The 25,127-nt window shown below is 74.2% G+C and carries 24 protein-coding genes and 4 tRNA genes; 21 read left to right on the top strand and 7 right to left on the bottom strand.

What is annotated here, in order from left to right:
• Window positions 1-144: 144 nt before the first annotated feature.
• The gene (locus ACI796_RS04900; protein ID WP_456940119.1) at window positions 145-1,365 is read left to right on the top strand and encodes a PQQ-dependent sugar dehydrogenase; all 1,221 of its coding nucleotides are present in this window, start codon (window positions 145-147) and stop codon (window positions 1,363-1,365) included.
• Between the two features lie 119 nt (window positions 1,366-1,484).
• Here the strand turns inward: ACI796_RS04900 and ACI796_RS04895 are convergent, their stop codons facing one another.
• The gene (locus ACI796_RS04895) at window positions 1,485-2,144 is read right to left on the bottom strand and encodes a pyridoxamine 5'-phosphate oxidase family protein (protein ID WP_456940118.1); all 660 of its coding nucleotides are present in this window, start codon (window positions 2,142-2,144) and stop codon (window positions 1,485-1,487) included.
• Window positions 2,145-2,227: 83 nt separating this feature from the next.
• Between ACI796_RS04895 and pdxR the strand changes: the two genes are divergently transcribed.
• Entirely contained in the window at window positions 2,228-3,664 is a 1,437-nt protein-coding gene (pdxR, locus tag ACI796_RS04890; RefSeq protein ID WP_456940117.1) for a MocR-like pyridoxine biosynthesis transcription factor PdxR, read from the top strand.
• Here the strand turns inward: pdxR and ACI796_RS04885 are convergent.
• Window positions 3,661-4,773 (bottom strand): 2-oxoacid:ferredoxin oxidoreductase subunit beta, encoded by a 1,113-nt coding sequence (locus ACI796_RS04885; RefSeq protein ID WP_456940116.1) that lies wholly within the window; start codon window positions 4,771-4,773, stop codon window positions 3,661-3,663. The genes pdxR and ACI796_RS04885 overlap by 4 nt on opposite strands.
• Window positions 4,770-6,713 (bottom strand): 2-oxoacid:acceptor oxidoreductase subunit alpha, encoded by a 1,944-nt coding sequence (locus tag ACI796_RS04880; protein WP_456940115.1) that lies wholly within the window; start codon window positions 6,711-6,713, stop codon window positions 4,770-4,772. The genes ACI796_RS04885 and ACI796_RS04880 overlap by 4 nt, the downstream gene beginning before the upstream one ends.
• Window positions 6,714-6,916: 203 nt before the next feature.
• Here ACI796_RS04880 and htpX point away from each other — a divergent pair, with 203 nt between their 5' ends.
• Complete coding sequence (htpX, locus tag ACI796_RS04875) at window positions 6,917-7,792, top strand: zinc metalloprotease HtpX (protein ID WP_456940114.1); 876 nt, start codon at window positions 6,917-6,919, stop codon at window positions 7,790-7,792.
• A 7-nt stretch (window positions 7,793-7,799) separates the two neighbouring features.
• On the opposite strand, the gene ACI796_RS04870 is transcribed toward htpX, so the two are convergent.
• Both ACI796_RS04870 and ACI796_RS04865 read right to left on the bottom strand, forming a co-directional pair.
• Window positions 7,800-8,840: an anti-sigma factor RsbA family regulatory protein gene (locus ACI796_RS04870; protein ID WP_456940113.1), complete on the bottom strand. Its 1,041-nt coding sequence runs from the start codon at window positions 8,838-8,840 to the stop codon at window positions 7,800-7,802.
• Window positions 8,841-8,932: 92 nt separating this feature from the next.
• Window positions 8,933-9,424 carry a YajQ family cyclic di-GMP-binding protein gene (locus ACI796_RS04865; RefSeq protein ID WP_456940112.1) on the bottom strand — a complete coding sequence of 164 codons (492 nt, stop codon included), beginning with the start codon at window positions 9,422-9,424 and terminating at the stop codon, window positions 8,933-8,935.
• 88 nt (window positions 9,425-9,512) lie between these two features.
• Between ACI796_RS04865 and ACI796_RS04860 the strand changes: the two genes are divergently transcribed.
• Window positions 9,513-9,594: transfer RNA gene (locus ACI796_RS04860), tRNA-Tyr, on the top strand.
• A 70-nt stretch (window positions 9,595-9,664) separates the two neighbouring features.
• On the opposite strand, the gene ACI796_RS04855 is transcribed toward ACI796_RS04860, so the two are convergent.
• Entirely contained in the window at window positions 9,665-10,057 is a 393-nt protein-coding gene (locus ACI796_RS04855) for a pilus assembly protein TadG-related protein (protein WP_456940111.1), read from the bottom strand.
• 633 nt (window positions 10,058-10,690) lie between these two features.
• On the opposite strand from ACI796_RS04855, the gene ACI796_RS04850 reads away from it, so the two are divergent.
• From ACI796_RS04850 to ACI796_RS04820, 7 genes are all read left to right on the top strand, one after another.
• Complete coding sequence (locus tag ACI796_RS04850; protein WP_456940110.1) at window positions 10,691-13,171, top strand: putative bifunctional diguanylate cyclase/phosphodiesterase; 2,481 nt, start codon at window positions 10,691-10,693, stop codon at window positions 13,169-13,171.
• Window positions 13,172-13,256: 85 nt separating this feature from the next.
• Window positions 13,257-13,329 (top strand) — tRNA-Thr (locus tag ACI796_RS04845).
• A 45-nt stretch (window positions 13,330-13,374) separates the two neighbouring features.
• Window positions 13,375-13,448 (top strand) — tRNA-Met (locus ACI796_RS04840).
• Window positions 13,449-13,548: 100 nt separating this feature from the next.
• Window positions 13,549-13,713: a 50S ribosomal protein L33 gene (gene rpmG, locus ACI796_RS04835; protein WP_387987806.1), complete on the top strand. Its 165-nt coding sequence runs from the start codon at window positions 13,549-13,551 to the stop codon at window positions 13,711-13,713.
• Window positions 13,714-13,745: 32 nt separating this feature from the next.
• The gene (locus ACI796_RS04830; protein WP_456940109.1) at window positions 13,746-14,192 is read left to right on the top strand and encodes an FAS1-like dehydratase domain-containing protein; all 447 of its coding nucleotides are present in this window, start codon (window positions 13,746-13,748) and stop codon (window positions 14,190-14,192) included.
• Window positions 14,189-14,617 carry a MaoC family dehydratase gene (locus ACI796_RS04825; protein WP_456940108.1) on the top strand — a complete coding sequence of 143 codons (429 nt, stop codon included), beginning with the start codon at window positions 14,189-14,191 and terminating at the stop codon, window positions 14,615-14,617. Before ACI796_RS04830 ends, ACI796_RS04825 begins: the two co-directional genes overlap by 4 nt.
• On the top strand, window positions 14,614-16,068 hold the full coding sequence (locus tag ACI796_RS04820; RefSeq protein WP_456940107.1) for a peptidase M1: 1,455 nt from the start codon (window positions 14,614-14,616) through the stop codon (window positions 16,066-16,068). Before ACI796_RS04825 ends, ACI796_RS04820 begins: the two co-directional genes overlap by 4 nt.
• Window position 16,069: 1 nt before the next feature.
• Here the strand turns inward: ACI796_RS04820 and ACI796_RS04815 are convergent, their stop codons facing one another.
• Window positions 16,070-17,302: a pyridoxal phosphate-dependent aminotransferase gene (locus tag ACI796_RS04815; RefSeq protein ID WP_456940106.1), complete on the bottom strand. Its 1,233-nt coding sequence runs from the start codon at window positions 17,300-17,302 to the stop codon at window positions 16,070-16,072.
• 277 nt (window positions 17,303-17,579) lie between these two features.
• Here ACI796_RS04815 and ACI796_RS04810 point away from each other — a divergent pair.
• From ACI796_RS04810 to ACI796_RS04765, 10 genes are all read left to right on the top strand, one after another.
• Window positions 17,580-17,652: transfer RNA gene (locus ACI796_RS04810), tRNA-Trp, on the top strand.
• A gap of 142 nt (window positions 17,653-17,794) precedes the next feature.
• Complete coding sequence (gene secE, locus ACI796_RS04805) at window positions 17,795-18,340, top strand: preprotein translocase subunit SecE (protein WP_456940105.1); 546 nt, start codon at window positions 17,795-17,797, stop codon at window positions 18,338-18,340.
• Window positions 18,341-18,382: 42 nt separating this feature from the next.
• On the top strand, window positions 18,383-19,288 hold the full coding sequence (nusG, locus tag ACI796_RS04800) for a transcription termination/antitermination protein NusG (protein ID WP_456940104.1): 906 nt from the start codon (window positions 18,383-18,385) through the stop codon (window positions 19,286-19,288).
• Between the two features lie 55 nt (window positions 19,289-19,343).
• Complete coding sequence (rplK, locus tag ACI796_RS04795; RefSeq protein ID WP_387987792.1) at window positions 19,344-19,775, top strand: 50S ribosomal protein L11; 432 nt, start codon at window positions 19,344-19,346, stop codon at window positions 19,773-19,775.
• A gap of 129 nt (window positions 19,776-19,904) precedes the next feature.
• Window positions 19,905-20,624 (top strand): 50S ribosomal protein L1, encoded by a 720-nt coding sequence (gene rplA, locus ACI796_RS04790; protein ID WP_456940103.1) that lies wholly within the window; start codon window positions 19,905-19,907, stop codon window positions 20,622-20,624.
• A gap of 389 nt (window positions 20,625-21,013) precedes the next feature.
• On the top strand, window positions 21,014-21,622 hold the full coding sequence (rplJ, locus tag ACI796_RS04785) for a 50S ribosomal protein L10 (RefSeq protein ID WP_456940102.1): 609 nt from the start codon (window positions 21,014-21,016) through the stop codon (window positions 21,620-21,622).
• A gap of 15 nt (window positions 21,623-21,637) precedes the next feature.
• Window positions 21,638-22,033 carry a 50S ribosomal protein L7/L12 gene (rplL, locus tag ACI796_RS04780; protein WP_456940101.1) on the top strand — a complete coding sequence of 132 codons (396 nt, stop codon included), beginning with the start codon at window positions 21,638-21,640 and terminating at the stop codon, window positions 22,031-22,033.
• Window positions 22,034-22,310: 277 nt separating this feature from the next.
• On the top strand, window positions 22,311-23,441 hold the full coding sequence (locus tag ACI796_RS04775) for an ABC transporter ATP-binding protein (RefSeq protein WP_456940100.1): 1,131 nt from the start codon (window positions 22,311-22,313) through the stop codon (window positions 23,439-23,441).
• A complete protein-coding gene (locus ACI796_RS04770; protein ID WP_456940099.1) occupies window positions 23,438-24,253 on the top strand; it encodes an MlaE family ABC transporter permease in 816 nt (271 codons plus the stop codon). Before ACI796_RS04775 ends, ACI796_RS04770 begins: the two co-directional genes overlap by 4 nt.
• Before the next feature lie 4 nt (window positions 24,254-24,257).
• The gene (locus tag ACI796_RS04765) at window positions 24,258-25,127 is read left to right on the top strand and encodes an MlaE family ABC transporter permease (RefSeq protein WP_456940098.1); all 870 of its coding nucleotides are present in this window, start codon (window positions 24,258-24,260) and stop codon (window positions 25,125-25,127) included.

Raw genomic sequence — 25,127 nt, 5'->3', positions numbered from 1 at the left:
CCCCCCCCCCCCCCCCCCCCCCCCCCCCCCCCCCCCCCCCCCCCCCCCCCCCCCCCCCCCCCCCCCCCCCCCCCCCCCCCCCCCCCCCCCCCCCCCCCCCCCCCCCCCCCCCCCCCCCCCCCCCGCGGGGGGATGCTCGGCGGCGTGAGGTCCTCGCCCGCCCTCCTCGTGGCCGCCGTCCTGCTGGTGACCGGCTGCACGAGCGACGGTGCCGGCGGGACCGGCGACCTGCCCGGTGCGCAGGAGGACGAGGCGGCCACCGAGGCCCCCGACGGCGGGGTGACCGCGCCCGCCGGCCTCCCCCCGCTCCGGGTGGAGACCGTCCTCGGCGGGCTCGACCACCCCTGGGACGTCGCCCAGGCGCCCGACGGCACCCTGCTGCTCGACGAGCGCGGCGGCGGCCTCACCGCAGTGCTGCCCGACGGCACCGCCCGGGAGCTCGACGCCGACTTCTCCGACCTCTTCGCCGACGGCGAGACCGGCCTCATGGGCCTGACCCTGGACCCGGCCTTCGCCGACAACCGCCGGCTGTACACCTGCCAGGGCGTGCAGGAGGACGGCGGCGCGGAGATCCAGGTGATCGCGTGGACCGTCGACGCCGGCTGGACCCGAGCCACCCGCGTCGCCGCCCCGCTTCTCGGCGGCATCCCGGTCAACGAGCGCAGCGGACGGCACGGCGGCTGCCGCCTCCGCTTCGCGCCCGACGGCGCGCTGCTCGTGGGCACCGGCGACAACGCCGTCGGCAGCAACGCGCAGGACCGCACCACCCTCGCCGGCAAGGTGCTGCGGGTGGACGCCGCCACCGGTGGCCCGGCGCCGGGCAACCCGTTCGCCGCCGACCCCGACCCCGTCACCCGGCTGCTGCTGTCCTCCGGGCACCGCAACGTGCAGGGCATCGCGGTCCGCCCCGGGAGCGGGGAGGTCTACACGGTCGAGCAGGGGCCCGACCGCGACGACGAGGTCAACCTGTCGGTACCCGGCGGCAACTACGGCTGGGACCCCGACGGCGCCCGCGGCCGCTACGACGAGAGCGTGCCGATGACCGACCCCGGGCTGCCCGGCGCGATCCCGGCGGTCTGGTCCTCCGGGGACCCGACGATCGCCACCTGCGGCGCCGACTTCGTCAGCGGGACCGCGTGGGGTGGCTACGACGGCGTCCTGCTGGTCGGGGTGCTGAAGGACACCGGGCTGCTGGCGCTGCGACTCGACGACACCGGGCGGCTGGTCGAGCAGTTCCGGGTGCAGGAGCTCGAGGACGGCTACGGCCGGATCCGCACGCCGCGGCTCGGCGTCGACGGCGCGCTGTACGTCACCACCGACAACGGCGGCGGCGAGGACGTCCTGCTCCGCGTCACACCCGCGTAGCGGTCGCCGCGCCGAGTGGGCCCCGGAGGGCTCCGCGCAGGCGCGGCGGGTCCGGCTCAACGCGGGCCGGGGCGGCACCTGGCCGCGGTGTCGGCCGGCAGGCCGACGGTGTCATCGCGTCACACCCGCCGGCTGAGGACCCGGTCGGGCACCGGCGTCCCCTCGGGCAGCAGCGGGCAGGGCTCCGGCTCCCCGACGACGGTGCGCAGCGGCAGCACGCCGGCCCACACCGGCGCGGACAGGTCCTCCTCGTCGTCGACCGGCGGCCCGGTGCGCACCTTGACGCTGGCCTCGGTCAGGTCGAGGGCGAGCAGCGCCGTCGCGGCGAGCTCCCGGCGCGTGGGCCGCCGGGTCGCCGCCCAGGACCCCGGCGCCAGGTGCTCGGTGAGGACCTCCAGCCCGAGCAGCCGCTCCCCCGGGCCGGTCACCGGCCGCGCGGTCCCGTGGACGACGGCGCAGCGGTAGTTCACCGAGTGGTGGAACGCCGAGCGGGCGTAGACGACGCCGTCGAGGTGGGTGACGGTGAAGCACACCGGCGCCCCGGCGGACGCGGCGCGCAGCGTGGCCGCGCCGGTGGAGCCGTGCAGGTAGAGGGTGTCGCCGCGGCGCCCGTAGCCGGTGGGCAGCACGACCGGGGCGTCGCCGAGCACGATGCCGAGGTGGCCGACCAGCCCGGCGTCGAGGACGGCGTGCAGCTCGGCGCGGTCGGTGCGGGCACGCTTCGCGCCCCGGCGGACGGTGCTGCGGGCGGTGGGGGACAGCGGCGGCGCGGTGCTCACGCCGACCACCCTGCGACACCGACTGGCCTCCTCCAAGGGCCAGTACGCTGCCGTTCCGCCAGGCCAATCCGAGAGGGGTGAGCGTGCCGGTCCCGCCCGTGGTCCTCGACCGCACCGCCGCCCGCCCGCTCGCGGCCCAGCTCGCCGACGCCCTGCGGGCCGCGGCCACCGGCGGGGTGCTGTGCCCCGGCGACCGGCTGCCGTCCACCCGCGAGCTCGCCGCGGCCCTGCGGGTCAGCCGCACCGTGACCGCCGCCGCCTACGACCAGCTCGTCGCCGAGGGCTGGGCCGCGGGCCGGCGGGGCGCGGGGACCTTCGTCGTCGGCGCCGCACCCTCCGGGCGGCCGGCGCCCCCGCCCCGGCCCGGCCGGTCCCGCACGGTGCCCGCGGCGGTCGACCTCCGGGCCGGGTCCCCGTGCCTGGAGGTGCTCGACCGCGCCGCCTGGCGCCGCGCCTGGCGCGCCGCCGGGGACGAGCCTCCCGACGCCGCGCCCGAGCCCTCGGCCGACCCCGCGTTCCAGACCGCGGTCACCGCCCACCTGCTGCGGCACCGCGGCCTGCCGGTGGACCCCGCTGACGTCCTCGCCACCGCGGGCACCTCCGCCGCCGTCGCGGAGGTCGCCCGCCTGCTGCCGCCGGGCAGCCGGGTCGGCGTCGAGGACCCCGGGTACCAGCGGGCGGCCGGGGCCCTGCGGGCGGCCGGCGTCGAGGTGGTGCCCTGCCCGGTCGACGACGACGGCCTGGTCGTCGACGCCGTGCCCGGCGGGCTGGCCGCGGTCTACTGCACCCCGGCGCACCAGTGGCCGCTGGGCCGGCGGATGTCGGCGGCCCGCCGCGTCGCGCTGGTCGCCCGCGCGCGGGCCGAGGGCTGGTGGGTGCTCGAGGACGACTACGACGGCGAGCTGCGCTACGACGTCGCCCCGCTCCCGCTGCTGGCCGCGCTGGCCCCCGACGTCGTGGTGCACCTCGGCACGAGCAGCAAGATCGTCAGCCCGACGCTGGGCACCGGCTGGCTGGTGGCGCCCCCGGGCCTGCGCGCGGAGCTCGTGGCCGCCCGGACGGTCACCGGCACCCGCCCCGCCCGCGCCGGGCAGCGGGTCGTCGCCGCCCTGGCGTCCTCGGGCGACCTGGCCCGGCACCTGCGGCGACTGCGCCGGGAGCTGTCCGAGCGGCGGGCCCTCGTGGTGCGGGAGCTGGCCGCTGTGGGCGTGACCGTCGCCGGGGACCCGGCGGGCGCGCACGTGTTCGTCCCGCTGCCGGACCGCGCGGCCGAGGAGGCGGTGGTCGCGGCCGCTGCCGCCCGCGGGCTCGCCGTCGACGGCCTGGCCCGGCACCTCACCGGTCCGGGGCCGCACGACCCGGCGGCCGGCCTGGTCCTGGGCTTCGCCGCCCCGTCCCGCGCCGAGCTCACCCGGGCGCTCCCGGCGCTGGCCGAGGTCGTCGGGGAAGAGATCGTCGGCGAACGCGACCGGCCCGCCTCCCGGGTGGGAGACGGGGCGGTCGCGGGCGCACGGACCTAGGCGGACACGGTCCAGGTGTCGCTGCCGGCCAGGAGCGCGTCGAGGTCGCCGGCGCCGCCGGTGCGGGCCTCCTCGAGCTGGTCGAGCATCATCCGGTCGTAGGTGGGCTTGCGCACCGACCGGAAGACGCCCATCGGCGTGTACCGCAGGTCCTGGCTGGACAGCCGCGACAGCGCGAACGCGTAGGACGGGTCCTGGCGGGTCGCGTCGTGGACGACGACCTCGCTCGCGTCGACCTGGTTGGTCTCGGCGATCCGCAGGCCCCCGAAGTCGTCGCGGACCACGCACGAGGCGCCGTCCGGGCCGAACACCAGCGGCTCGCCGTGGACCAGCGGGATCGTCCACATCGGGCCGGTGGCCGGGTCCTTGAGCAGGTCGAAGGCGCCGTCGTTGAAGATGTTGCAGTTCTGGTAGATCTCGACCAGCGCGGTGCCCTCGTGCTCGGCCGCCTGCCGCAGCACCTCGGTGAGGCCCTTGCGGTCGGAGTCCATGGCCCGGCCGACGAACGTGGCGTCGGCGCCGAGGGCCAGCGACACCGGGTTGAACGGGTGGTCCAGCGAGCCCATCGGCGTGGACTTGGTGACCTTGCCGACCTCGGACGTCGGCGAGTACTGGCCCTTGGTCAGCCCGTAGATCCGGTTGTTGAACAGCAGGATCGTCATGTTCACGTTGCGGCGCAGCGCGTGGATCAGGTGGTTGCCGCCGATCGACAGCGCGTCGCCGTCACCGGTCACGACCCACACCGACAGGTCCGGCCGGGAGGCGGCCAGGCCGGTGGCGATGGCCGGGGCGCGGCCGTGGATCGAGTGCATCCCGTAGGTGTTCATGTAGTACGGGAAGCGCGAGGAGCAGCCGATGCCCGAGACGATGACCATGTCCTCGCGGGCGATCCCGAGCGAGGGCAGGAAGCTCTGGACGGCGTTCAGGATGACGTAGTCACCGCAGCCGGGGCACCAGCGCACCTCCTGGTCGGTCTTCATGTCCTTGGCCTTGAGGGCCGTCTGCTTCTCGCCCTGGCCGGCGACCGAGTCGGCGATCGCCTGCTGGATGCGGTCGTCGATCGGCGTCCCCGGCATGCCGAGGTCGTGCACGTGCGGGGAGGTGGTCACTGCAGGCCTCCGGTGCTGGCGGTCGGAGTGGTGGAGTCGATGACGTCCTGGACCACCCCGGCCAGCTCGGCGGCCCGGAAGGGCAGCCCGCGCACCTGGGTGTGGCTCTGGACGTCGACGAGGTACTTCGCGCGGAGCAGCAGTGCGAGCTGCCCCGTGTTCATCTCGGGGCAGACCACCCGGTCGTACCGGCCCAGCACCTCGCCGAGGTCGGCCGGCATCGGGCTGACGTGCCGCAGGTGGATCTGGGCGACCTTGCGGCCCGAGCGGCGGATCCGCCGGCAGGCGGCCCCGATCGGCCCGTAGGTGGAGCCCCAGCCGATGACCGCGACCCGCGCGTCGCCGTCGGGGTCGTCGACGTCGGTGGGCGGGATGTCGGCGGCGATGCCGTCGACCTTGGCCTGCCGCAGCCGGGTCATGAGGTCGTGGTTGGCCGGGTCGTAGGAGATGTTGCCGGTCTTGTCGGCCTTCTCCAGCCCGCCGATGCGGTGCTGCATGCCCGCGGTGCCCGGGACCGCCCACGGCCGGGCCAGGGTCTCGGGGTCGCGCAGGTAGGGCAGGAACTCCGGCGTCCCGTCGGCGGTGGCGCCGTTGGGCTCGGTGGCGAACTCCACCCGCAGGTCGGGCAGCTCGTCGGCGGCCGGGATGGCCCACGGCTCGGCGCCGTTGGCCAGGTAGCCGTCGGACAGCAGCATGACCGGCGTCCGGTACTTCAGCGCGATCCGCGACGCCTCGAGCGCGGCGTCGAAGCAGTCGGCGGGGGAGCGCGGCGCGATCACCGGCAGCGGCGCCTCGCCGTTGCGGCCGAACATGGCCTGCAGCAGGTCCGACTGCTCGGTCTTCGTCGGCAGGCCGGTCGAGGGCCCGCCGCGCTGCACGTCCACGATCACCAGCGGCAGCTCGGTCATGACGGCCAGGCCGATGGTCTCGGACTTCAACGAGACACCGGGGCCCGACGTCGTCGTGATGCCCAGCGCGCCGCCGAACGAGGCGCCCAGCGCCGCGCCGATGCCGGCGATCTCGTCCTCGGCCTGGAAGGTCCGCACGCCGAAGGCCTTGTGCCGGGACAGCTCGTGGAGGATGTCCGACGCCGGGGTGATCGGGTAGGCGCCGAGGAAGACCGGCAGGCCCGACCGCTGCCCGGCCGCGACCAGCCCGAGCGCCAGCGCCTGGTTGCCGGAGATGTTGCGGTAGCGGCCCGGCGCCATCGGGGCCGGCTTGACCTCGTAGGAGACGGCGAAGGCCTCGGTCGTGTCGCCGTAGTTGTAGCCGGCGCGGAAGGCGGCGATGTTCGCCGCGGCGATCTCCGGCTTGCGGCGGAACTGCCGCTCCAGGAAGCGCACGGTGCCCTCGGTGGGCCGGTGGTACATCCAGCTCAGCAGGCCGAGGGTGAACATGTTCTTGCTCCGCTCGGCCTCCTTCTTGCCGAGCCCGGAGTCCTTGAGCGCCTCGAGCGTCATGGAGGTCAGCGGCACGGCGACGACCTGCCAGCCGTCGAGCGAGCCGTCCTCGAGGGGGTTGGTCGCGTAGCCGACCTTCGCCAGGTTGCGCGGGGTGAACTCGTCGCTGTCGGCGATCACCAGCCCGCCGCCGGGCAGGTCGGCGAGGTTGGCCTTGAGCGCCGCGGGGTTCATCGCGACCAGCACGTCCGGGGCGTCGCCCGGCGTCATGATGTCGTGGTCGGCGAAGTGCAGCTGGAAGGAGCTGACGCCGGGCAGGGTCCCCGTCGGCGCGCGGATCTCGGCGGGGAAGTTGGGCAGCGTCGAGAGGTCGTTGCCGAAGGACGCCGTCTCGCTGGTGAACCGGTTGCCGGTCAGCTGCATCCCGTCGCCGGAGTCGCCGGCCAGCCGGATGACGACGCGGTCGAGTTCGACGACGCTCTTGACGAGCCCGCCGGGGGCCGAGCTGCCGGGCGTTGCGGGCGATCCGGTGACGGTCATCAGGGTTACCTCCGACGGCTCAGATTACGGGCCGGGTTGACGCGCCGGTCCTGTGAGGCGGCTCACGGGACCCGTCGCCGAGTACGGCATCCTGGGCTCCAACCCTCCCCGACGGGCCGCTGTTCCGCTCCCCTCCCGTCCGTGACGGGGGTCGCAGCGCGGGGGCCGGGAACGGCGGTCGCGGCCGTTCCGTTCACCGGGGCGTGCGGCGATGGGACAACGGGGTGCGGACCGCGCTCCTCCTGGGCCTGGTGGCCGGTCTCGCGCTCGCCGCCGGGGCACTGGTGGGCGGACGGGGCGGCCTGCTCGTGGCGCTCGCCGTCGCGCTCGGGGTCAACGGCTGGGCCTGGTACGCCTCCGACCGGCTGGCCCTGCGCGCGATGCGCGCCTTCCCGGTCACCGAGACGCAGGCGCCGGGGCTGTACGCGATGGTGCGCGAGCTGGCCACCCAGGCCCGCCAGCCGATGCCGCGCCTGTACGTCAGCCCCACCGACCAGCCGAACGCCTTCGCCACCGGGCGCACGCCGCGCCGGGCCGCCGTCTGCTGCACCCAGGGCATCCTCGAGTTGCTCGACCGCCGCGAGCTGCGGGCGGTGCTCGCCCACGAGCTCTCGCACGTCCGCAACCGCGACGTCCTGGTCGGTTGCGTCGCCGGCGCCCTGGCCAGCGTCGTCACCTACCTGGCGCACCTGGCCACGTTCGCCTCGGTGTTCGGCGGCCGCTCCGACGACGACCGCGACGGCGGCGTCCTCGGGACCCTGCTGCTGGTGCTGCTCGGCCCGCTGGCCGCCGGGCTGGTGCGGCTGGCGGTCACCCGCAGCCGCGAGTACGAGGCCGACGCCGACGGCGCCCACCTCAGCGGTGACCCGCTGGCCCTGGCCAGCGCCCTGCGCCGCATCTCCGCCGGCGCCACGGCCCGCCCGCTGCCCGCCGACGACCGGCTGGTCGCGCAGAGCCACCTCATGATCGCGGCACCGGTCCGCGCCGCGGGGCTGGCGGCACTGTTCTCCACCCACCCGCCCATGGCGCAGCGGATCGCCCGGCTGGAGCGGATGGCCGGGGAGTCCGGCCGCGGCTGACCCGGCCTCAGGCCCAGGACGTCGACAGGCGGACGCTGGTGCCCGCGTCGTCGCGGCGGATGGCCACGTGGTCGCACAGCTGGCGGGCCAGCCACAGGCCCATCCCGCCGTGGGACAGGTCCTCGCCGTGCGCGGGCCCGTAGCCGGCGAACGGGTCGTCGAGGCCGCCGCCGGAGTCGCGGATCGTGGCGACCAGCCGCCCGGGCGCCGTCCACAGCCGCAGCCCGGCGGGCGGGGAGCCGTGCCGGACCGCGTTCGAGGTCATCTCGTCGACCGCCATGAGGAAGTCCTCGAGCACGTCGGCCGGCCCGTCGACGGAGTCCAGGTGGGCGCGGACGGCGTGCCGCAGGCCGACGTAGTCGGCGATGTCGTCGTCGGCCAGCGCCGGGGCCGTGGCCTCCAGCGGCTCGTCGGGCACCGGCAGGGCCCTCAGGTAGGTGGCCGGGTCGACGAAGTCGGGGTTGTCCGTCCGGCCGTCGGGGGTGAGCACGCCGGGGTGGGTGTGCAGCGCGGAGGCCAGCAGCGGGTCGGGGAGGGCGGAGCTGAACACGCACAGCCCCCACAGCGGGAGGGGGGCGAACGCCTCGTTGATGACCGACTCGTAGGCCTGCCACTCCCGCCAGTCGGCGGGGCCGGCGCCGAAGTCGACCTCGCCGACGCAGCGGACCAGCCCGCCGGACGCGGCGTGCTGCTCGGCGAACCGGCGGAAGGCCGTGATCGCCGTGGGGGTGCGGGACCGGTACAGCTGGTGCCGCTCGACGACCACCACCCGCGGGTCCCGGCCGATGGCCTCCCACAGCGGGCCGGCGGTCTGCGGTCCGGTCGCGATGACCGCGGTGTCCCCGGCCGCCAGGCCCTCGAGCAGCCACGGGGCGGCCACGGCGGCGACGTCGTCGGCCGCGTCGTAGACGAGCGCGTCGTGGCGTGCGTCCGCGGGCGGTGGCGGACCCGCGTCGTGTGCGTCGTGGCCGGCGGTGGCGGACTCGTCGCGGCGCGCTGCGCCGTCCCCGGGCTCCCCACCGGTCCGCCGGCTCCCGTGGAGGACCATCACCCCCACCGTATCTGCCCCACCGGAGGAGACGCGCGCCCGCGGCCGGTGACCGCCCCGATCGGGGCGGCCACCGGCCGCGGACCCGCTGGTCAGCGGTAGTTGTCGAACTGGAGGGCGACGTCGAGGTCCTGCGCGCGCAGCAGCCGCTGCACCTCCTGCAGGTCGTCCCGCTTCTTGCCGCTGACCCGCAGCTGGTCGCCCTGGATCTGGGCCTGGACGCCCTTGGGGCCCTCGTCGCGGATGATCTTCGCGATCTTCCTGGCCACGTCGGACTCGATGCCCTGCTTGATCCGCGCCGACAGCTTGTAGGCCTTGCCCGAGGACTGCGGCTCGTCGGCGTCGAGGGCCTTGAGCGAGATGCCGCGCTTGACGAGCTTGTCCTTGAAGACGTCGAGGGCGGCGTTGACCCGCTCCTCGGTGTCGGCCTGGAGGAGGACGCCGTTCTCCCCGGCCCAGGCGATGCTGGCGTTGGTCCCGCGGAAGTCGAAGCGCTGGGCGAGCTCCTTGCCCGCCTGGTTGATCGCGTTGTCGATCTCCTGGTGGTCGACCTTGCTCACCACGTCGAAGGACGAGTCGGCCATGTCTGCTCCTCACCCCGTGCGGAGACCCGCGACGGGACCTGATCGGGCCGGTCCCGGCCCGTCTTGTACGCTCTCCCCGTGGGTCCACGGCGGGTTGCCCGAGTGGCCAATGGGAGCGGACTGTAAATCCGTCGGCTTAGCCTACGAAGGTTCGAATCCTTCACCCGCCACCCCCGGCAGAGCGGCCCCCGACCAGCAGGTCGGGGGCCGCTCTCGCGTTCTGCAGCCCGTGCGGGGGAGTCAGGGCAGCGTCGGCGAATGCGCGCCGGCCACGGCGGTGACCTCCAGCGGCCGCCCGCCGAGGAACAGCCAGCCGAAGGCGATCTCCACCGACCGCGTGCAGCGGACCGTGACCTCGGTGCCGTCGGTCTCCGCCGACCAGGCGTCCAGGGCGGTCCCCCCGTCGGCGAGGTGGTCGGCGACGGCGGCCCGTGCCGTCTCTCCGGTCAGGGGCAGCGCCGTGCCCACGCCGGTCGCGTAGACCCGCCCCTCGTCGGCCCGGTTGGCGGCGGCCAGCGCCGCGCCGTCGCACACCGCCTGCACGTCCTGGTGCTCGAGGAAGGCGTCGGAGGCGGCGACGGCGCCCAGCGCCATGAACGCGGCGACCAGCCAGCAGACGAGGACGAAGGGCATCGCGGAGCCGCGATCCGCCCAGGGGCCGGCCGGCCTCCTCCCTCGTCGCACGGCGCGCAGCGTAGGTGGGGGACGTCCTCTCGGACCGCCGTCCACAGACCGGGTCGATCACACGGGCACCACCCGTCACCCGTGCCGGTGACGTCCTGCTGATCAACAACCACCCTCCGTAGTGACACTACGGGCCGTCACCCGTTCGTGATGCTCCGTGCTTGCCTCGCCCGAGTGAGGGAAACGATGGTTCCGGGCGCGGTCCGTACTCGAACGACGCTCTGCCCCCGCGCCTGGGTGACAGCCGCAGCTGACAGCTGTCTTTTCCATGCCTGAGGAGGCGTCATGAGCGCGAACACCACCGACCGCGGCACCCGCTGGAACCGTGGCACCCGCTGGAACCGGGGCACCCGCTGGAACCGCGGTACCCGCTGGAACCGCTGATCCTCCGGTGGCAGGGGCGGCCGGCGTGCCGGCTGCCCCTTCCGGGGTAGGACCCCCAAGCGAGCAGGAGCTCAGAGGCCCGCGACGCTGTTAGCCTCTCGGCCGCATCTCTCCCTCACTTGCCGAGAACGGGTGGCCGTGTCCGAAGTCGATCCAGGCGCGCCCGCGCGGTGGTCGGCCCTCCGGCGCCCGGCCGTGGTGGCAGCAGGCAGCATCGTCCTGGCGCTGCCCGCCCTCGTCCACCTGCTGCGGACCGCGACGGCCTCGACGCACCTGTGGATGGTCGCGGCTTTCTTCGTGGCCTTCCTCGTCGCCGAGCAGCTGACGCTGGCGGTCGAGGTCCGCTCGCACACCTTCACCTGTTCGGTCGGTGAGGTCGTGCTGGTCGTGGCCCTGATCAACACGGGCGGCCTCTGGACGGCGGTCGCGTGGGCCGCCGCCATCTGGGTGATCAGCGTCCGTGACCCGATCGCCGTCACGAAGCAGCTGACCAACGTCGCGGTGACCGTCGTCCAGGTCGGGGTCGCGGTCCTGCTCCTGGACGCCCTGCCGGTCGGCTCGCTCAGCGATCCGGTCACCTGGCTCTGCTACGTCCTGGCCGTCACCACGGCCACCGCGGTCGGCACGCTGATGGTCGTCGCGGCCATCGCCATCACCCAGGGGAACCCGGGCCGGTTGCTGGCCCGGCTCTTCGTCCCCGTCCTGGTGGTCTACCCCCTGTCGGTCGTCATCGGGCTCGTCGCCTCCCTGCTCGTGGAGCGCACGGCCTGGGCGTGGCTGCTGCTCCTCCCGGTGCTGGTGGTCCTCGCCCTGGTGTACCGGCGGTTCGCGAAGGTCACGCGCGAGAGCGAGCGACTCGAGCGGGTCTACGAGTTCGCCCGGCGGATCGAGCAGGTCGACCCCGCCGAGGACGGCACCCGCCGGATCGTCGAGGCCGTCCGGGAGCTCCTGAACGCCGACCGGGTCGGGCTGTGGCTGCCGCCCTACCTCGACGAGCCGCCGCGGCTGGTCGTGGCCGGCGACGGCGGTGTCACCTGGTACGACGGGCCCGCCGACCCCGAGGACGTCCTGCGCCAGCGGGTGCTGACGCCGGGGTCGTCGGAGCCGGTCCTGGTGACCGCCGGCCGCGCGACGCCGGCCGAGACCGCCGCCCTGGCCCGCCGCGGCGCTCAGGAGGTGCTCGGCGCCCCGGTGGCGACGGCGGCCGGCGAGCCCGGCTACCTCGAGGTGTGCGACCGGCGCAGCGACGTCGTGTCCTTCTCCGGCAGCGACCGCTCCGCGCTGGACTCGATGCTGACCCACGTCAACGCGGCCATCCGCCAGCAGCAGCTGCTCACCCAGATCCGCTACGACGCCGACCACGACCGGCTCACCGGGCTGCCCAACCGGCAGCGGCTGGCCGCCGAGATAGACCAGATGCTCGGCGCCGACCCGGTCGGGGCGCGGGCCGGCCTGGTGCTCGCCGCGCTGGACAACCACACCGAGATCGTCGACACCCTCGGCCACGCCGCGGCCGACGAGCTGCTGCTGGTCACCGCGGGCCTGCTGCGCGAGCACGCGCCGCCGGACGCGCTGGTCGCGCGGATGGAGGGCGAGCAGTTCGCCGTCCTGCTGCCGGGGCTGTCCCTGCCGGCGACCGAGCGGGCCGCCCGGCGGCTGCGGGAGGCGACCTCCACCCGGGCGCGTGTGGCGGGGCTGGACCTGGAGGTCACGCTCACCGTGGGCGTCGCGGCCGCGCCGGTGCACGGCACGGACTCCGGCACGCTCATGCAGCGGGCCGACGTCGCGCTGCTGGCGGCCGCCTCCGAGAGCGGCGGCGTCGCCAGCTACCACCAGGTGCTGGACCAGCAGAGCCTGCGCCGCCTGCAGCTGGGCACCGAGCTCGAGCAGGCCATGGCCGACGGGCAGATCAGCGTCGTCTTCCAGCCGATCATCGACGCCCGCACCTCCGACATCGTCTCGGTGGAGACCCTCGTCCGCTGGGCGCACCCGCGCTTCGGCGCGATCCCGCCGGACGACTTCATCCACCTCGCCGAGCAGATCGGCCGCATCGGCCCGCTCACCGACCACGTGCTGGACCTCGCGCTGGCCCGCTGCCGGCGCTGGCTGGACCAGGACATCGCGCTGTCGGTCGCGGTGAACCTCTCCGCGCGCTGCCTGGCCGAGCCGGACCTGGTCGAGCGGGTGCAGCGGGCGCTGCGCCGCCACGGCGTCCCCGGGGAACTGCTCATCCTCGAGCTGACCGAGGGCAGCGTCGTCGACGACTCGGTGCGCTCGGGCACCGTCCTCACCGACCTGCACGCCCTGGGCCTGCGGCTGTCGATGGACGACTTCGGGACCGGCTACTCGTCGCTGTCGCAGCTGCGGCAGCTGCCGATCGACGAGGTCAAGATCGACAAGTCCTTCGTGCTGGGGATGTCCACCAGCCAGGGCGAGTCGTTCATCGCCCGCTCGATCATCGAGCTGGCGCACAACCTCGGCCTGCGCGTGGTGGCCGAGGGCGTCGAGGACGAGCTGACCCGCCGGCTGCTCACCGAGATGGGCTGCGACAAGCTGCAGGGCTTCCTGGTCAGCCGGCCGCTGGCGGACGAGGTGCTGGAGAAGTGGCTGCTCGCGCGCACCGGTGTCCGGTCCGCCGCGCCCGGTGCCCAGCACCGCCGGCTGTTCGTCCGCGCCTGACTGTTACAGTCGTCTGGCACACCCCGGAGGGGGTGCGAGACCGCCGGAGACGGTGGGGTAGAGTTCCCTCCGGCTCAGTGAGCACGCCCCTTTAGCTCAGTCGGCAGAGCGTCTCCATGGTAAGGAGAAGGTCTACGGTTCGATTCCGTAAAGGGGCTCCGACCCACCGGTCCTGTCGCGAGACCGGGCCGCGCGGTCTTCCCGGCGGTGTAGCTCAGCCTGGCAGAGCAAGCGGCTCATAATCGCTGTGTCACCGGTTCAAATCCGGTCACCGCTACCCCAGACGGACCCCGTGCCCCGGGGTCCGTCGCCGTGTCGGCACCCGCCGCCACGGTCCCCGGCCTCCGGGCCGGTCCGCACAAGGCGAGGAGTGCCCCGTGGCAGCCACCGACGTCCGTCCGAAGATCACCCTGGCCTGCCAGGAGTGCAAGAGCCGCAACTACATCACCCGCAAGAACCGGCGGAACGACCCCGACCGGCTCGAGCTGAAGAAGTACTGCCCGCGGGACAAGAAGCACACGGTCCACCGCGAGACCCGCTGACGCCGGTCCGCGAGGAGCGAGGGAGGGCGGGAGTGGCGCTGGACGCAGGACTGGTCGGGCGCAGCTACCCGCCCTCCGCCGTCTACGAGGTCGGCCGCGCGAAGATCGCCGAGTTCGCCGCCGCCGTCGGCGCGGTCGACCCGGTGCACACCGACGCCGACGCCGCCCGCGCGCTCGGGCACCCCGACGTCGTCGCGCCGCCCACCTTCGCCATCGTGGTCACCCTGGGCGCCGCCGACGTCGTGCTCGCCGACCCCGACGTGGCCCTCGACTACAGCCGGGTGGTGCACGGCGAGCAGCGCTTCACCCACCACCGCCCGATCCGGGCCGGTGACCGGCTGGTGAGCACCACGACGATCGAGGCGGTGCGCAGCGTGGCCGGCAACGACCTGCTCACCACCCGCGTCGACGTCGCCACCGAGGACGGCGAGGCCGTGTGCACCGCCACCTCGATGCTCGTGGCCCGGGGGACGGCGTGAGCGCCGGGCTGCGGGCCGCCGACGTCGCCGTCGGCACCGAGCTGCCCGAGCAGACGCACCGGGTCACCCGCGCGGACCTCGTCCGCTACGCCGGCGCCTCCGGCGACCTCAACCCGATCCACTGGAGCGACCGGGTCGCCACCGGCGTCGGCCTGCCCGGCGTCATCGCCCACGGGATGCTGACGATGGGCCTGGCCGCCCGCGCGGTGACGGACTGGGCCGGCGACCCGGGCGCCGTCGTCGAGTACCAGGTCCGCTTCGGCCGCCCGGTGGTCGTGCCCGACGACGACACCGGCGCCGAGGTCACCGTCCGCGGCAGGGTCGGCGCCGTGCTCGACGGCGGCCGGGTGCGCGTGGACCTCACGGTCACCAGCGGCGGCGAGAAGGTGCTGTCCCTCGCCCGCGCCACCGTCGCACTGGCATGACCCCCCGGCGGGCCCTGCCGACCGCGGCCGCGGCGCTGCTCCTGCTGGCCGGCTGCGGCACCTCCTTCAGCGACACGCTCGCCGCCGAGGACTCCGCGTCCGCGGCGCCGTCGTCGCCGGGCCAGGAGGGGGACACCGGCGGGGACGACGGCCCGAGCTGCCCGGCGGAGCGCGCCGAACCCGACCCCGACCGCCCCGTCGTCGACCTGGAGTTCCGGCTCTCCGACGACGGGCGCACCGTCACCGGCACCGAGAACGTCGTGTTCACGCCCGATCGCGCCACCGACGAGATGGTGTTCCGGCTGGTGCCCAACAGCCCCGGCGCCAGCGAGCTCGGCAACCGGATCACCGTCGACGACGTCCGCGGCGACGACGTCGACCAGGCCGGCTACGAGGACGCCGGCGCCGAGGGCCCCGGCGGGCTCTACGTGCTCCAGCTCGACGGCGAGCTCGACGCCGGCGAGTCCACCGAGGTGGAGCTGGACTTCACCGTCTCCCTCGGCGGGCGCGGCTTCGAGCGGCTCGGCACGGCCGAGGACGTGTCCTGGTGGGCCAGCGGCTTCCCCCTGCTGGCCTGGGAGCCCGGCGTCGGCTGGGCGCGCGACCCGTTCGTCGGCATCCTCGGCGAGACCGCCACCAGCCCGGTCGCCGACACCACGATCAGCGTCTCGGCGCCCGAGGACCTCGTCGTCCTCATGACCGGCGACCAGGACGAGCCCTCCGGACCCGAGGGCGGCCGGCGCACCTGGACCTCGCACGAGCCGGTCGCCCGCGACGTCAGCGTCGCCGCCGGGGAGTTCCGGACCGCCACCCTCACCTCACCGAACGGCGTCGAGGTCACCACCGGGGTGCTGCCGGACTCGCGGACCGGCCCGGGCGAGCTCGCCGACTGGGCCAGCGAGGACGTGACGGCCCTCGCCGACCGGTTCGGCCCCTTCCCGTACGACACGCTGACCGTGCCGCTGCTGCCCGACGAGGGCGGTGGCATCGAGTACCCGAGCTCGATCCTGCTCGCCGGCGCCAGCCGGGTCGTGCTCGAGCACGAGGTCGCGCACATGTGGTTCTACGGGATGGTCGGCGACTCGCAGTTCCGCGACCCGTGGCTCGACGAGGCCTTCGCCACCTACGCGGAGAGCGACGGCGACGTGCCGCAGGAGCAGCTCGACCGCACGCTCGCCACCCCCGGCGACGTCGGCGCGGCGATGGACGGGTTCGCCGACACCGGCACCTACTTCGACGTCGTGTACGGCAAGGGCGGCGCCGCCCTGCTCGCCGCCCGCCAGGCCGCCGGTGCCGCGGAGTTCGACGCGGCGCTGCGCTGCTACGTGCAGGTCAACGCGTGGACGATCGCCACGCCCGCCGACCTGGCGCAGGCGCTGGCCGACCTCCCGGCCGCCACCGAGGTGCTGGTGGCGGCCGGCGCCCTCGACGAGGACGACCTGCCGGACTGAGTCAGCGCAGCAGGCGCTGCAGCCGGCCGACGCCCTCGGCCAGGTCGTCGTCGCCGAGCGCGTAGGACATCCGCACGTAGCCCGGCGTGCCGAAGGCCTCCCCGGGGACGACGGCGACCTCGGCCTCCTCCAGCACGATCTCGGCGAACTCCGCGCTGCTCGACGCGGTGCGGCCGTTGATCGGCCGGCCCAGCAGGCCCTTGACCGACGGGTACACGTAGAAGGCGCCCTGCGGCTCGGGGCAGGTGATGCCGGGGATCTCCCGCAGCATCGACACGATCGTCTTGCGGCGCCGGTCGAACGCCGTCCGCATCGCGTCCACCGCCGACAGGTCGCCGGTCAGCGCGGCCACCGCCGCCGCCTGGGACACGTTGGCGACGTTCGAGGTGGCGTGCGACTGCAGGTTGGTCGCGGCCTTGACGACGTCCGCCGGGCCGACGATCCAGCCGACCCGCCAGCCGGTCATCGCGTAGGTCTTGGCCACCCCGTTGACGACGACGCAGCGGTCGGCGAGGTCGGGCACCACGACCGGCATCGACGGCGCGGTGACCCCGCCGTACGTCAGGTGCTCGTAGATCTCGTCGGTGAGCACCCACAGCCCGGCCTCCAGGGCCCACCGGCCGATGGCCTCGACCTGGTCGGGCGGGTAGACCGCGCCGGTCGGGTTGGACGGCGAGACGAACAGCAGCACCTTGGTGCGTTCGGTGCGCGCGGCCTCGAGCTGCTCGACCGAGACGAGGTAGCCGCTGTCCTCGTCGGCGACCACGGGCACCGGCACGCCGCCGGCCAGCCGGATCGCCTCCGGGTAGGTGGTCCAGTACGGCGCGGGCACCAGCACCTCGTCGCCCGGGTCGAGCATGGTGGCGAAGGCCTCGTACACGGCCTGCTTGCCGCCGTTGGTCACCAGCACCTGCGCCGGCGTGACGGCCAGGCCGGAGTCGCGCGCCGTCTTGGCGACGATCGCCTCCTTGAGCGCGGGCAGGCCGCCGGCCGGGGTGTAGCGGTGCATGGCCGGCTGCCGGGCCGCGGCGATCGCCGCCTCGACGACGTAGTCCGGCGTCGGGAAGTCCGGCTCGCCGGCGCCGAAGCCGATGACCGGCTTGCCCGCCGCCTTGAGCGCCTTGGCCTTCGCGTCCACCGCGAGCGTGGCGGACTCGGCGATGGACCCGATGCGCCGGGACACCCGGCGCTCGGCGGGGGAGAGGGCGGACTCCGACGGGGAGACGGCGGTCATGGGTCCATCGTGTCAGGCGCCACGCCCGCGGGGCCGGTCAGTTCCCGGTCCCCCGCGGCACGACGTGCGTGGACGGCCCCCGGCACACGGACTCGTCGCCCGCAGGCGGGAGGTCCTCCGGAGCGCGGTCACGGAGCGGTCCCGCGGTCCCGTACACTGGCAACCCTGGGGCGTTCGACCCCGCCACCGGCGTGCCCCGGATCCTCCCCGGGACCGGCGCGCCGACGGCGAGGCCTGACCGTCCCGGGGCAGCCCGGGGCCACCGGTCCCGGGCACTAGGGGTGTAGCTCAATTGGCAGAGCAGCGGTCTCCAAAACCGCAGGCTGCAGGTTCAAGTCCTGTCACCCCTGCCCGTGCCGCCGGCCCGTGCCGGCGGGCAGCACGACCCGGCCCGACCGCGCACCGGCTCCCCGGACGCGGCCGCCGGCCGGCGAGCACCACACCAGACGGCCCGACAGCAGCGGCCACCAACCACGACGCGAGCGAGGCGCAGTGAGCGAGAAGCCGGGCCGCGGGGAGGACCCCCGCACCGCCTCCGACGCCGAGCTGACCGACGAGCAGCTCGACCGCGAGGCCCCGGGCGTCGAGGACGCCGCCGAGCTGGAGGCCGCCGAGGACGAGGTCGCCGCCGAGGCCGAGGCCGACGAGGACAAGGTCGTCAGCACCCCGGCGCGCCGCCGCGGCGGCCGGATCACCGCCGGCGACGACGAGGACGACGAGCCGGCCACCCCGCGCACGCGGCGCCCGGCCCGCGAGAAGGCCGCCGGCGCCCGTCCCGCCGGACGCGCCGCCGAGGGCTCCGGCACCCGGTCCCGGGCCGCCGCGCAGCGCGCGCGGGCCGAGGAGGTCCGGCAGAAGCGCAGCCTGCGCCGGTTCCTGCGCGAGGTCGTCGCCGAGCTCCGCAAGGTCATCTGGCCGGGGCGCCGGGAGCTGATCACCTACACGACCGTCGTCATCCTCTTCGTGGCGTTCATGGTGGCGCTCGTCGCGGGCCTCGACGTCCTCTTCGCGCAGGGCGTGCTCGCCGTCTTCGGCTGACCGCCCCCTGCGCCTGACCGCACCCGACAAGGAAGAGACCACGTGACCGACCCCCGCGAGCCCTTCGACACCGACAGCGACGTCGAGGCCATCGACCTCGACGACGAGCGGATGGACGTCCGCGGCAGCGTCGACCTCGAGACCGGCGCGGACGAGCCCGGCTCCGCCGAGGGGTCGGTCGACACCACCGGCCAGGACACCGCCACCGGTGTCGCCGACGTGACCCCGGCGGTCGAGGGCGGCGGCCGCGACAGCCTGGTCGGCGACCCGCTGGCCGCGCCGGCCCCCGATCACGACCCGGTTGTGACCGAGGCCCTGGCCGAGGCGGAGGCCGAGGACCTGGACCCGCGCGAGACGCTCAAGCGGACCCTGCGCACCCAGTTCGGTGACTGGTACGTCATCCACTCCTACGCGGGCTACGAGAACAAGGTGAAGACCAACCTCGAGTCCCGCATCCAGTCGCTGGACATGGAGGACTACATCTTCCAGATCGAGGTGCCCACCGAGGAGGTCACCGAGATCAAGAACGGCAAGCGCACCCAGGTCAACCGGAAGAAGCTGCCCGGCTACCTGCTCGTCCGGATGGACCTCAACGACGAGTCCTGGGGCGCGGTCCGCAACACCCCCGGCGTCACCGGCTTCGTCGGTGCCACCTCGCGGCCCTCGCCGCTGTCGATCGACGAGGTCGTCAACCTGCTGGTGCCCGACGCCCCGCCGCAGGCGGCCAAGGCGACCGAGGCGGCCTCGCCCGCGGCGGCGTCCGCGCCGACCGCCGTCGTCGACTTCGAGATCGGCGAGTCGGTGACCGTCATGGACGGCCCGTTCGCCACCCTCCCGGCGACCATCAACGAGATCAACGCCGAGCAGCAGAAGCTGCAGGTGCTGGTCTCCATCTTCGGCCGGGAGACGCCGGTCGAGCTGTCGTTCACCCAGGTCGCCAAGATCTAGGTGCGCCCGAGCACCACCCCGGCCGTTCGAGCCTGAGTCACACGAGAAGGAAGTCATGCCCCCCAGGAAGCGGTTGACCGCGGTCATCAAGCTCCAGATCAACGCCGGTGCGGCCACCCCCGCGCCGCCCGTGGGTCCGGCGCTCGGCCAGCACGGCGTCAACATCATGGAGTTCTGCAAGGCGTACAACGCCGCCACGGAGTCGCAGCGCGGCAACGTGGTCCCGGTCGAGATCTCGGTGTACGAGGACCGCTCGTTCACCTTCGTCACCAAGACCCCGCCGGCCGCCCGCATGCTGCTCAAGGCCGCGGGTGTCGAGAAGGGCTCGGGTGAGCCGCACAAGACCAAGGTCGCCACGGTCACCCGCGACCAGGTCCGCGAGATCGCGCAGACCAAGATGCCCGACCTCAACGCCAACTCGCTGGACGAGGCCGAGCGGATCATCGCCGGCACCGCCCGGTCGATGGGCATCACCGTCACCGGCTGACGGAAGCCGCCGGAGACCGGCGGCGTTGCACCACCCGGGGCTCGTCCGAGCCCCGCACCTGTGGGAGGGCCTGCGCCAGGCCCGCACACCACGCGATCCCCGCACCCGCGGCGGGGGAGAGGAACCACCATGGCGAAGCACGGCAAGAAGTACCTCGAGGCGGCCGCCAAGGTCGACCGCGAGAGCCTGTACAGCCCGCTGCAGGCGGCGGGGCTGGCGAAGCGGACCTCGCCGACCACCTACGACGCCACCGTCGAGGTGGCCATGCGCCTGGGCGTCGACCCGCGCAAGGCCGACCAGATGGTCCGCGGCACGGTCAACCTGCCCCACGGCACCGGCAAGACCGCCCGCGTCATCGTCTTCGCGACCGGTGACAAGGCCGCCGAGGCCGAGGCCGCCGGCGCCGACGTCGTCGGCTCGGACGACCTGATCGCGCGCATCCAGGAGGGCTTCCTGGACTTCGACGCCGCGATCGCCACGCCCGACCAGATGGCCAAGGTCGGCCGGATCGCCCGCATCCTCGGCCCCCGCGGCCTGATGCCGAACCCGAAGACCGGCACGGTGACCCCCGACGTCACCAAGGCCGTCGCGGACATCAAGGGCGGGAAGATCAACTTCCGCGTCGACAAGCAGGCCAACCTGCACCTGGTGATCGGCAAGACCTCCTTTGACGAGACCAAGCTCGTCGAGAACTACGCCGCCGCCCTCGACGAGGTGCTGCGCGCCAAGCCGGCCGCGGCCAAGGGCCGGTACCTCAAGAAGGTCACCATCTCCACCACGATGGGCCCGGGCATCCCGGTCGACCCGAACCGCACCCGCAACCTGACGGTGGACGAGCCCACCGCCTGACGAAGGACCCCGTCCTCCCCACCCCTCGCACGCTCGGGGCGGGACCCGGGACGGGGCCACCCGCGAAGGACTCGGGGGCCCGCAGCGCACCGCGCTGCGGGCCCCCGTCGCGTCCGGGGCCGGTGAGGACCGCGACAGCGGCGCCCCCGCGGCGCGGTGTATGCTGGACGGCGTTCCCCCCACGACCGCTGGTCGTCGCACGTCCGCGTGCGATCGAAGGTTCCGGATCCCCGGGCGGCCCGCGCAGGAGGACGGTTCGATCGCCGCGGCGCCCCGTGCCCGCGTCCCTCGCCCCGTGCGCCCTGCGCCGGGGCGTTCCTCGTCTCCGGGCCCGATCGCCCGCTCTCGTGCGGCGCACGGGTGGTCACCCGTCCGACGAGAGGAGGCCCATGCCCACGCAGGCGAAGGCCGCGGTGATCGACGAGATCACCGAGCGGTTCCAGAAGTCCAGCGCGGCCGTGCTCACCGAGTACCGCGGGCTGACCGTGTCGCAGCTGACCCAGCTGCGGCGTTCCCTCGGTGCGGGCAGCAGCTACGCCGTCGTCAAGAACACCCTGACGAAGCGGGCGGCGGACTCGGTCGGCCACACCGACCTGGCCCCGCTGCTCAACGGCCCGACCGCGATCGCCTTCATCGAGGGCGACGTCGTCGAGGCCGCGAAGGCCATCCGCGACTTCGCGCGCGCCAACCCGCTGCTCGTCGTCAAGGGCGGCGTCGTCGAGGGCCGCACCGTCAGCCCCGCCGAGGTCACCGCCCTCGCCGACGTCGAGCCGCGCGAGGTGCTGCTGGCCAAGCTGGCCGGCGCGATGAAGGGCAACCTGACCAAGGCCGCCGGCCTGTTCCAGGCCCCGCTGTCGCAGGTCGCCCGCCTGGCCGCGGCGCTGCAGGAGAAGAAGGAGTCCACCGAGGGCTCCGCCGCTCCCGCCGCCGACACCGCTGCTGCCGACACCACCACCGACTCCGCTGACGCCGCGGACGCCGCGGCCAGCACCGACTGACCCCAAGGAGAGATCATGGCCAAGCTGTCCAGCCAGGAGCTGCTCGACGCGTTCAAGGAGATGACGCTGCTCGAGCTGTCCGACTTCGTGAAGCAGTTCGAGGAGACCTTCGAGGTCACCGCGGCTGCCCCCGTCGCCGTCGCGGCCGCCCCGGCCGCCGGTGGTGCCGGTGACGGCGGTGCCCCCGCCGCCGAGGAGCAGGACGAGTTCGACGTCATCCTCGAGGCCGCCGGCGACAAGAAGATCCAGGTCATCAAGGAGGTGCGCGGCCTGACCTCGCTCGGCCTCAAGGAGGCCAAGGACCTGGTCGACGGCGCGCCGAAGCCGGTCCTGGAGAAGGTCGCCAAGGACGCCGCCGAGAAGGCCAAGGCCGCTCTCGAGGGCGCCGGCGCCACCGTCACCATCAAGTGACGCCGTCCCCGGCCTGAGCCGGGGACCAGCACCACCCAGCACGCCACAGGGGCCGCTCTCCTCCGGGAGGGCGGCCCCTGTCGCGTCTCCTCCCGTTCGGGTGGTGTGACAGCGACCCGTGTCACGTCGACGGCGTGACCCACGTAACCTCCGCCTCCGGTCCTCGTTACCCGTGAGTACGAGGAGGCGGTGTCCCCGGCACGAGGGGACCCGCGTCGGGACGCGGTCCCGGGGCTCCCGCCGCGCGCGGGCCCGGGTCCAGGCGAGGAGGTCGACGGTGGGCGTCGCGGTCCAGGTCGAGGGGCTGACCAAGTCCTTCGGCAGCCAGAACATCTGGAGCGACGTCACCCTCACGCTGCCGCCCGGGGAGATCTCCGTGCTGCTGGGCCCCTCGGGCACCGGCAAGTCGGTCTTCCTCAAGTCGCTGGTGGGGCTGCTCAAGCCCGAGCGCGGCTCGATCGTCATCACCGACACCGACATCGTCCGGTGCGGCGAGGCGAAGCTGTACGAGGTCCGCAAGCTGTTCGGCGTGCTGTTCCAGGACGGCGCGCTGTTCGGTTCGATGAACCTGTTCGACAACATCGCCTTCCCGCTGCGCGAGCACACGCGGAAGAGCGAGTCCGAGGTCCGCCGCATCGTCCTCGAGAAGATGGACATGGTCGGCCTGCAGGGCGCCGAGGGGAAGCTGCCCGGCGAGATCTCCGGCGGCATGCGCAAGCGCGCCGGCCTGGCGCGGGCGCTGGTGCTCGACCCCGAGATCATCCTGTTCGACGAGCCGGACTCGGGCCTGGACCCGGTCCGCGTCGCCTACCTCAACCAGCTGATCGTCGACCTCAACGCGCAGATCGACGCCACCTTCCTCATCGTCACCCACGACATCGGCACCGCCCGGACCGTGCCGGACAACCTCGGCCTGCTCTACCGCAAGCACCTGGCCATGTTCGGCCCGCGCGAGCAGCTGCTCACCTCGCAGGAGCCGGTCGTCCAGCAGTTCCTCAACGGCCGGCGCGAGGGCCCCATCGGCATGAGCGAGGAGAAGGACGTCGCGCAGGTGGAGGCCGAGATGGCCGCCCTGCAGGCCCGCGGCGGCGACCGGCACAACGGCGTCGGGCCGAAGGGCGCCGTCGGCGGCGACGCCGTCCCGCCGCAGCTGGACCCCTCCCCGGGCCTGCCCGAGCGGCGCGCCCAGCGCCGCCGGCAGGAGCGCGTGGCCCGCATGCTGCACGAGTTCGACCCGGTCACCGCCACGGCGATCCGCGCCTCGCTGCCCGAGGACCTGCTCGCCCAGGTCGACGCCGGGGTGTTCGCCCCGACGACGGGCACGACCGGCCGGCACCGGGACACCTCGCAGGTGGTCGGCGCGACGGCGGCCGGCGGTTCCCTGCCCGGCCCGCGGGACGGCCGGTGACGGCCACCGGGAAGCCGGAGGCGCCGGGCCTGCTCGACGGGAAGCTCTCCCCGGCCCGGCCGCTGCGCGCCAGCGGCACGCTGTTCGCCTTCGCGCTCGACACCTTCCGGGCGATGCCCAAGCGGCCCTTCCAGCTGCGCGAGTTCGTCCAGCAGACCTGGTTCGTCGCCAGCGTGACCATCCTCCCGACGGCGCTGGTCGCGATCCCCTTCGGCGCGGTCATCGCCCTGCAGCTGGGCTCGCTGACCCGCCAGCTCGGCGCCCAGTCCTTCACCGGCTCGGCGTCGGTGCTCGCCGTGCTGCGCGAGGCCAGCCCGATCGTCACCGCGCTGCTCATCGCCGGCGCCGGCGGCTCGGCCATCTGTGCGGACCTCGGCGCCCGGAAGATCCGCGACGAGATCGACGCCATGGAGGTGCTCGGGATCAACCCGATCCAGCGCCTCGTCGTCCCCCGGGTGCTGGCCGCGATGCTCGTCGCCACCCTGCTCAACGGCCTGGTCAGCGTCGTCGGCGTGGCCGGCGGCTACTTCTTCAACGTCGTCCTGCAGGGCGGCACCCCCGGCGCCTACCTGGCGTCGTTCGGCGCGCTCGCGCAGGTCGAGGACTTCTGGTCCGGGGAGATCAAGGCCCTCGTGTTCGGGCTGATCGCCGGGATCGTCGCCTCGTACAAGGGCCTGCGCGCCGGGGGCGGACCCAAGGGCGTCGGCGACGCGGTGAACCAGTCGGTGGTCGTCACCTTCCTGCTGCTGTTCGCGGTCAACTTCGTGATGACGGCGATCTACTTCCAGCTCGTCCCGCCGAAGGGGCAGTGACCCGATGGCACTGCTCTCCCCGGTCGACCGGGTCCGCGGCGGCGTGCGCCGGCTGGTCCGCCGCGTCTACGGCCGCCCGATGGACACCCTCGAGGACCTCGGCGACCAGCTGTCCTTCTACGGCCGCGCCCTGGGCTGGACGCCGCGCACGCTGCGCCGCTACAAGCGCGAGACGTTCCGGCTGCTCGCCGAGGTCACCTTCGGCACCGGCGCGCTGGCGGTCATCGGCGGCACCGTCGGCGTCATCGCCTTCCTGTCCTTCTTCACCGGCACCGAGGTCGGCCTGCAGGGCTACGCCGCCCTCGACCAGCTCGGCACCTCCGCGTTCACCGGGTTCCTCTCGGCGTACTTCAACACCCGGGAGATCGCCCCGCTGGTCGCCGGCCTGGCGCTGTCGGCCACCGTCGGCTGTGGCTTCACCGCCCAGATCGGCGCCATGCGGATCAACGAGGAGATCGACGCCCTCGAGGTCATGGGCGTGCCCTCGCTGCCGTTCCTGGTGACCACCCGCATCGTCGCCGGCTTCGTCGCGGTGGTCCCGCTCTACGTCATCGGCCTGCTGAGCAGCTACTTCGCCACCCGGACCATCACCACCGAGGCGTACGCGCAGTCGGCCGGCACCTACGACCACTACTTCAACCTCTTCCTACCGCCGCAGGACGTGCTGTGGTCCTTCGTCAAGGTGCTCGTCTTCGCCGTCGTGATCATCCTGAGCCACTGCTACTACGGCTACCGGGCCAGCGGTGGCCCCGCCGGCGTCGGCCTCGCCGTGGGCCGGGCGGTGCGCTTCTCGATCGTGGCGGTCATGGTCATCGACCTGTTCCTGTCGCTGGCCATCTGGGGTTCGACGACGACCGTCCGGATCGCGGGGTGA

It is taken from the genome of Geodermatophilus sp. SYSU D00525, from assembly GCF_054050475.1.
This window is presented reverse-complemented; position numbering and strand designations above follow the sequence as displayed.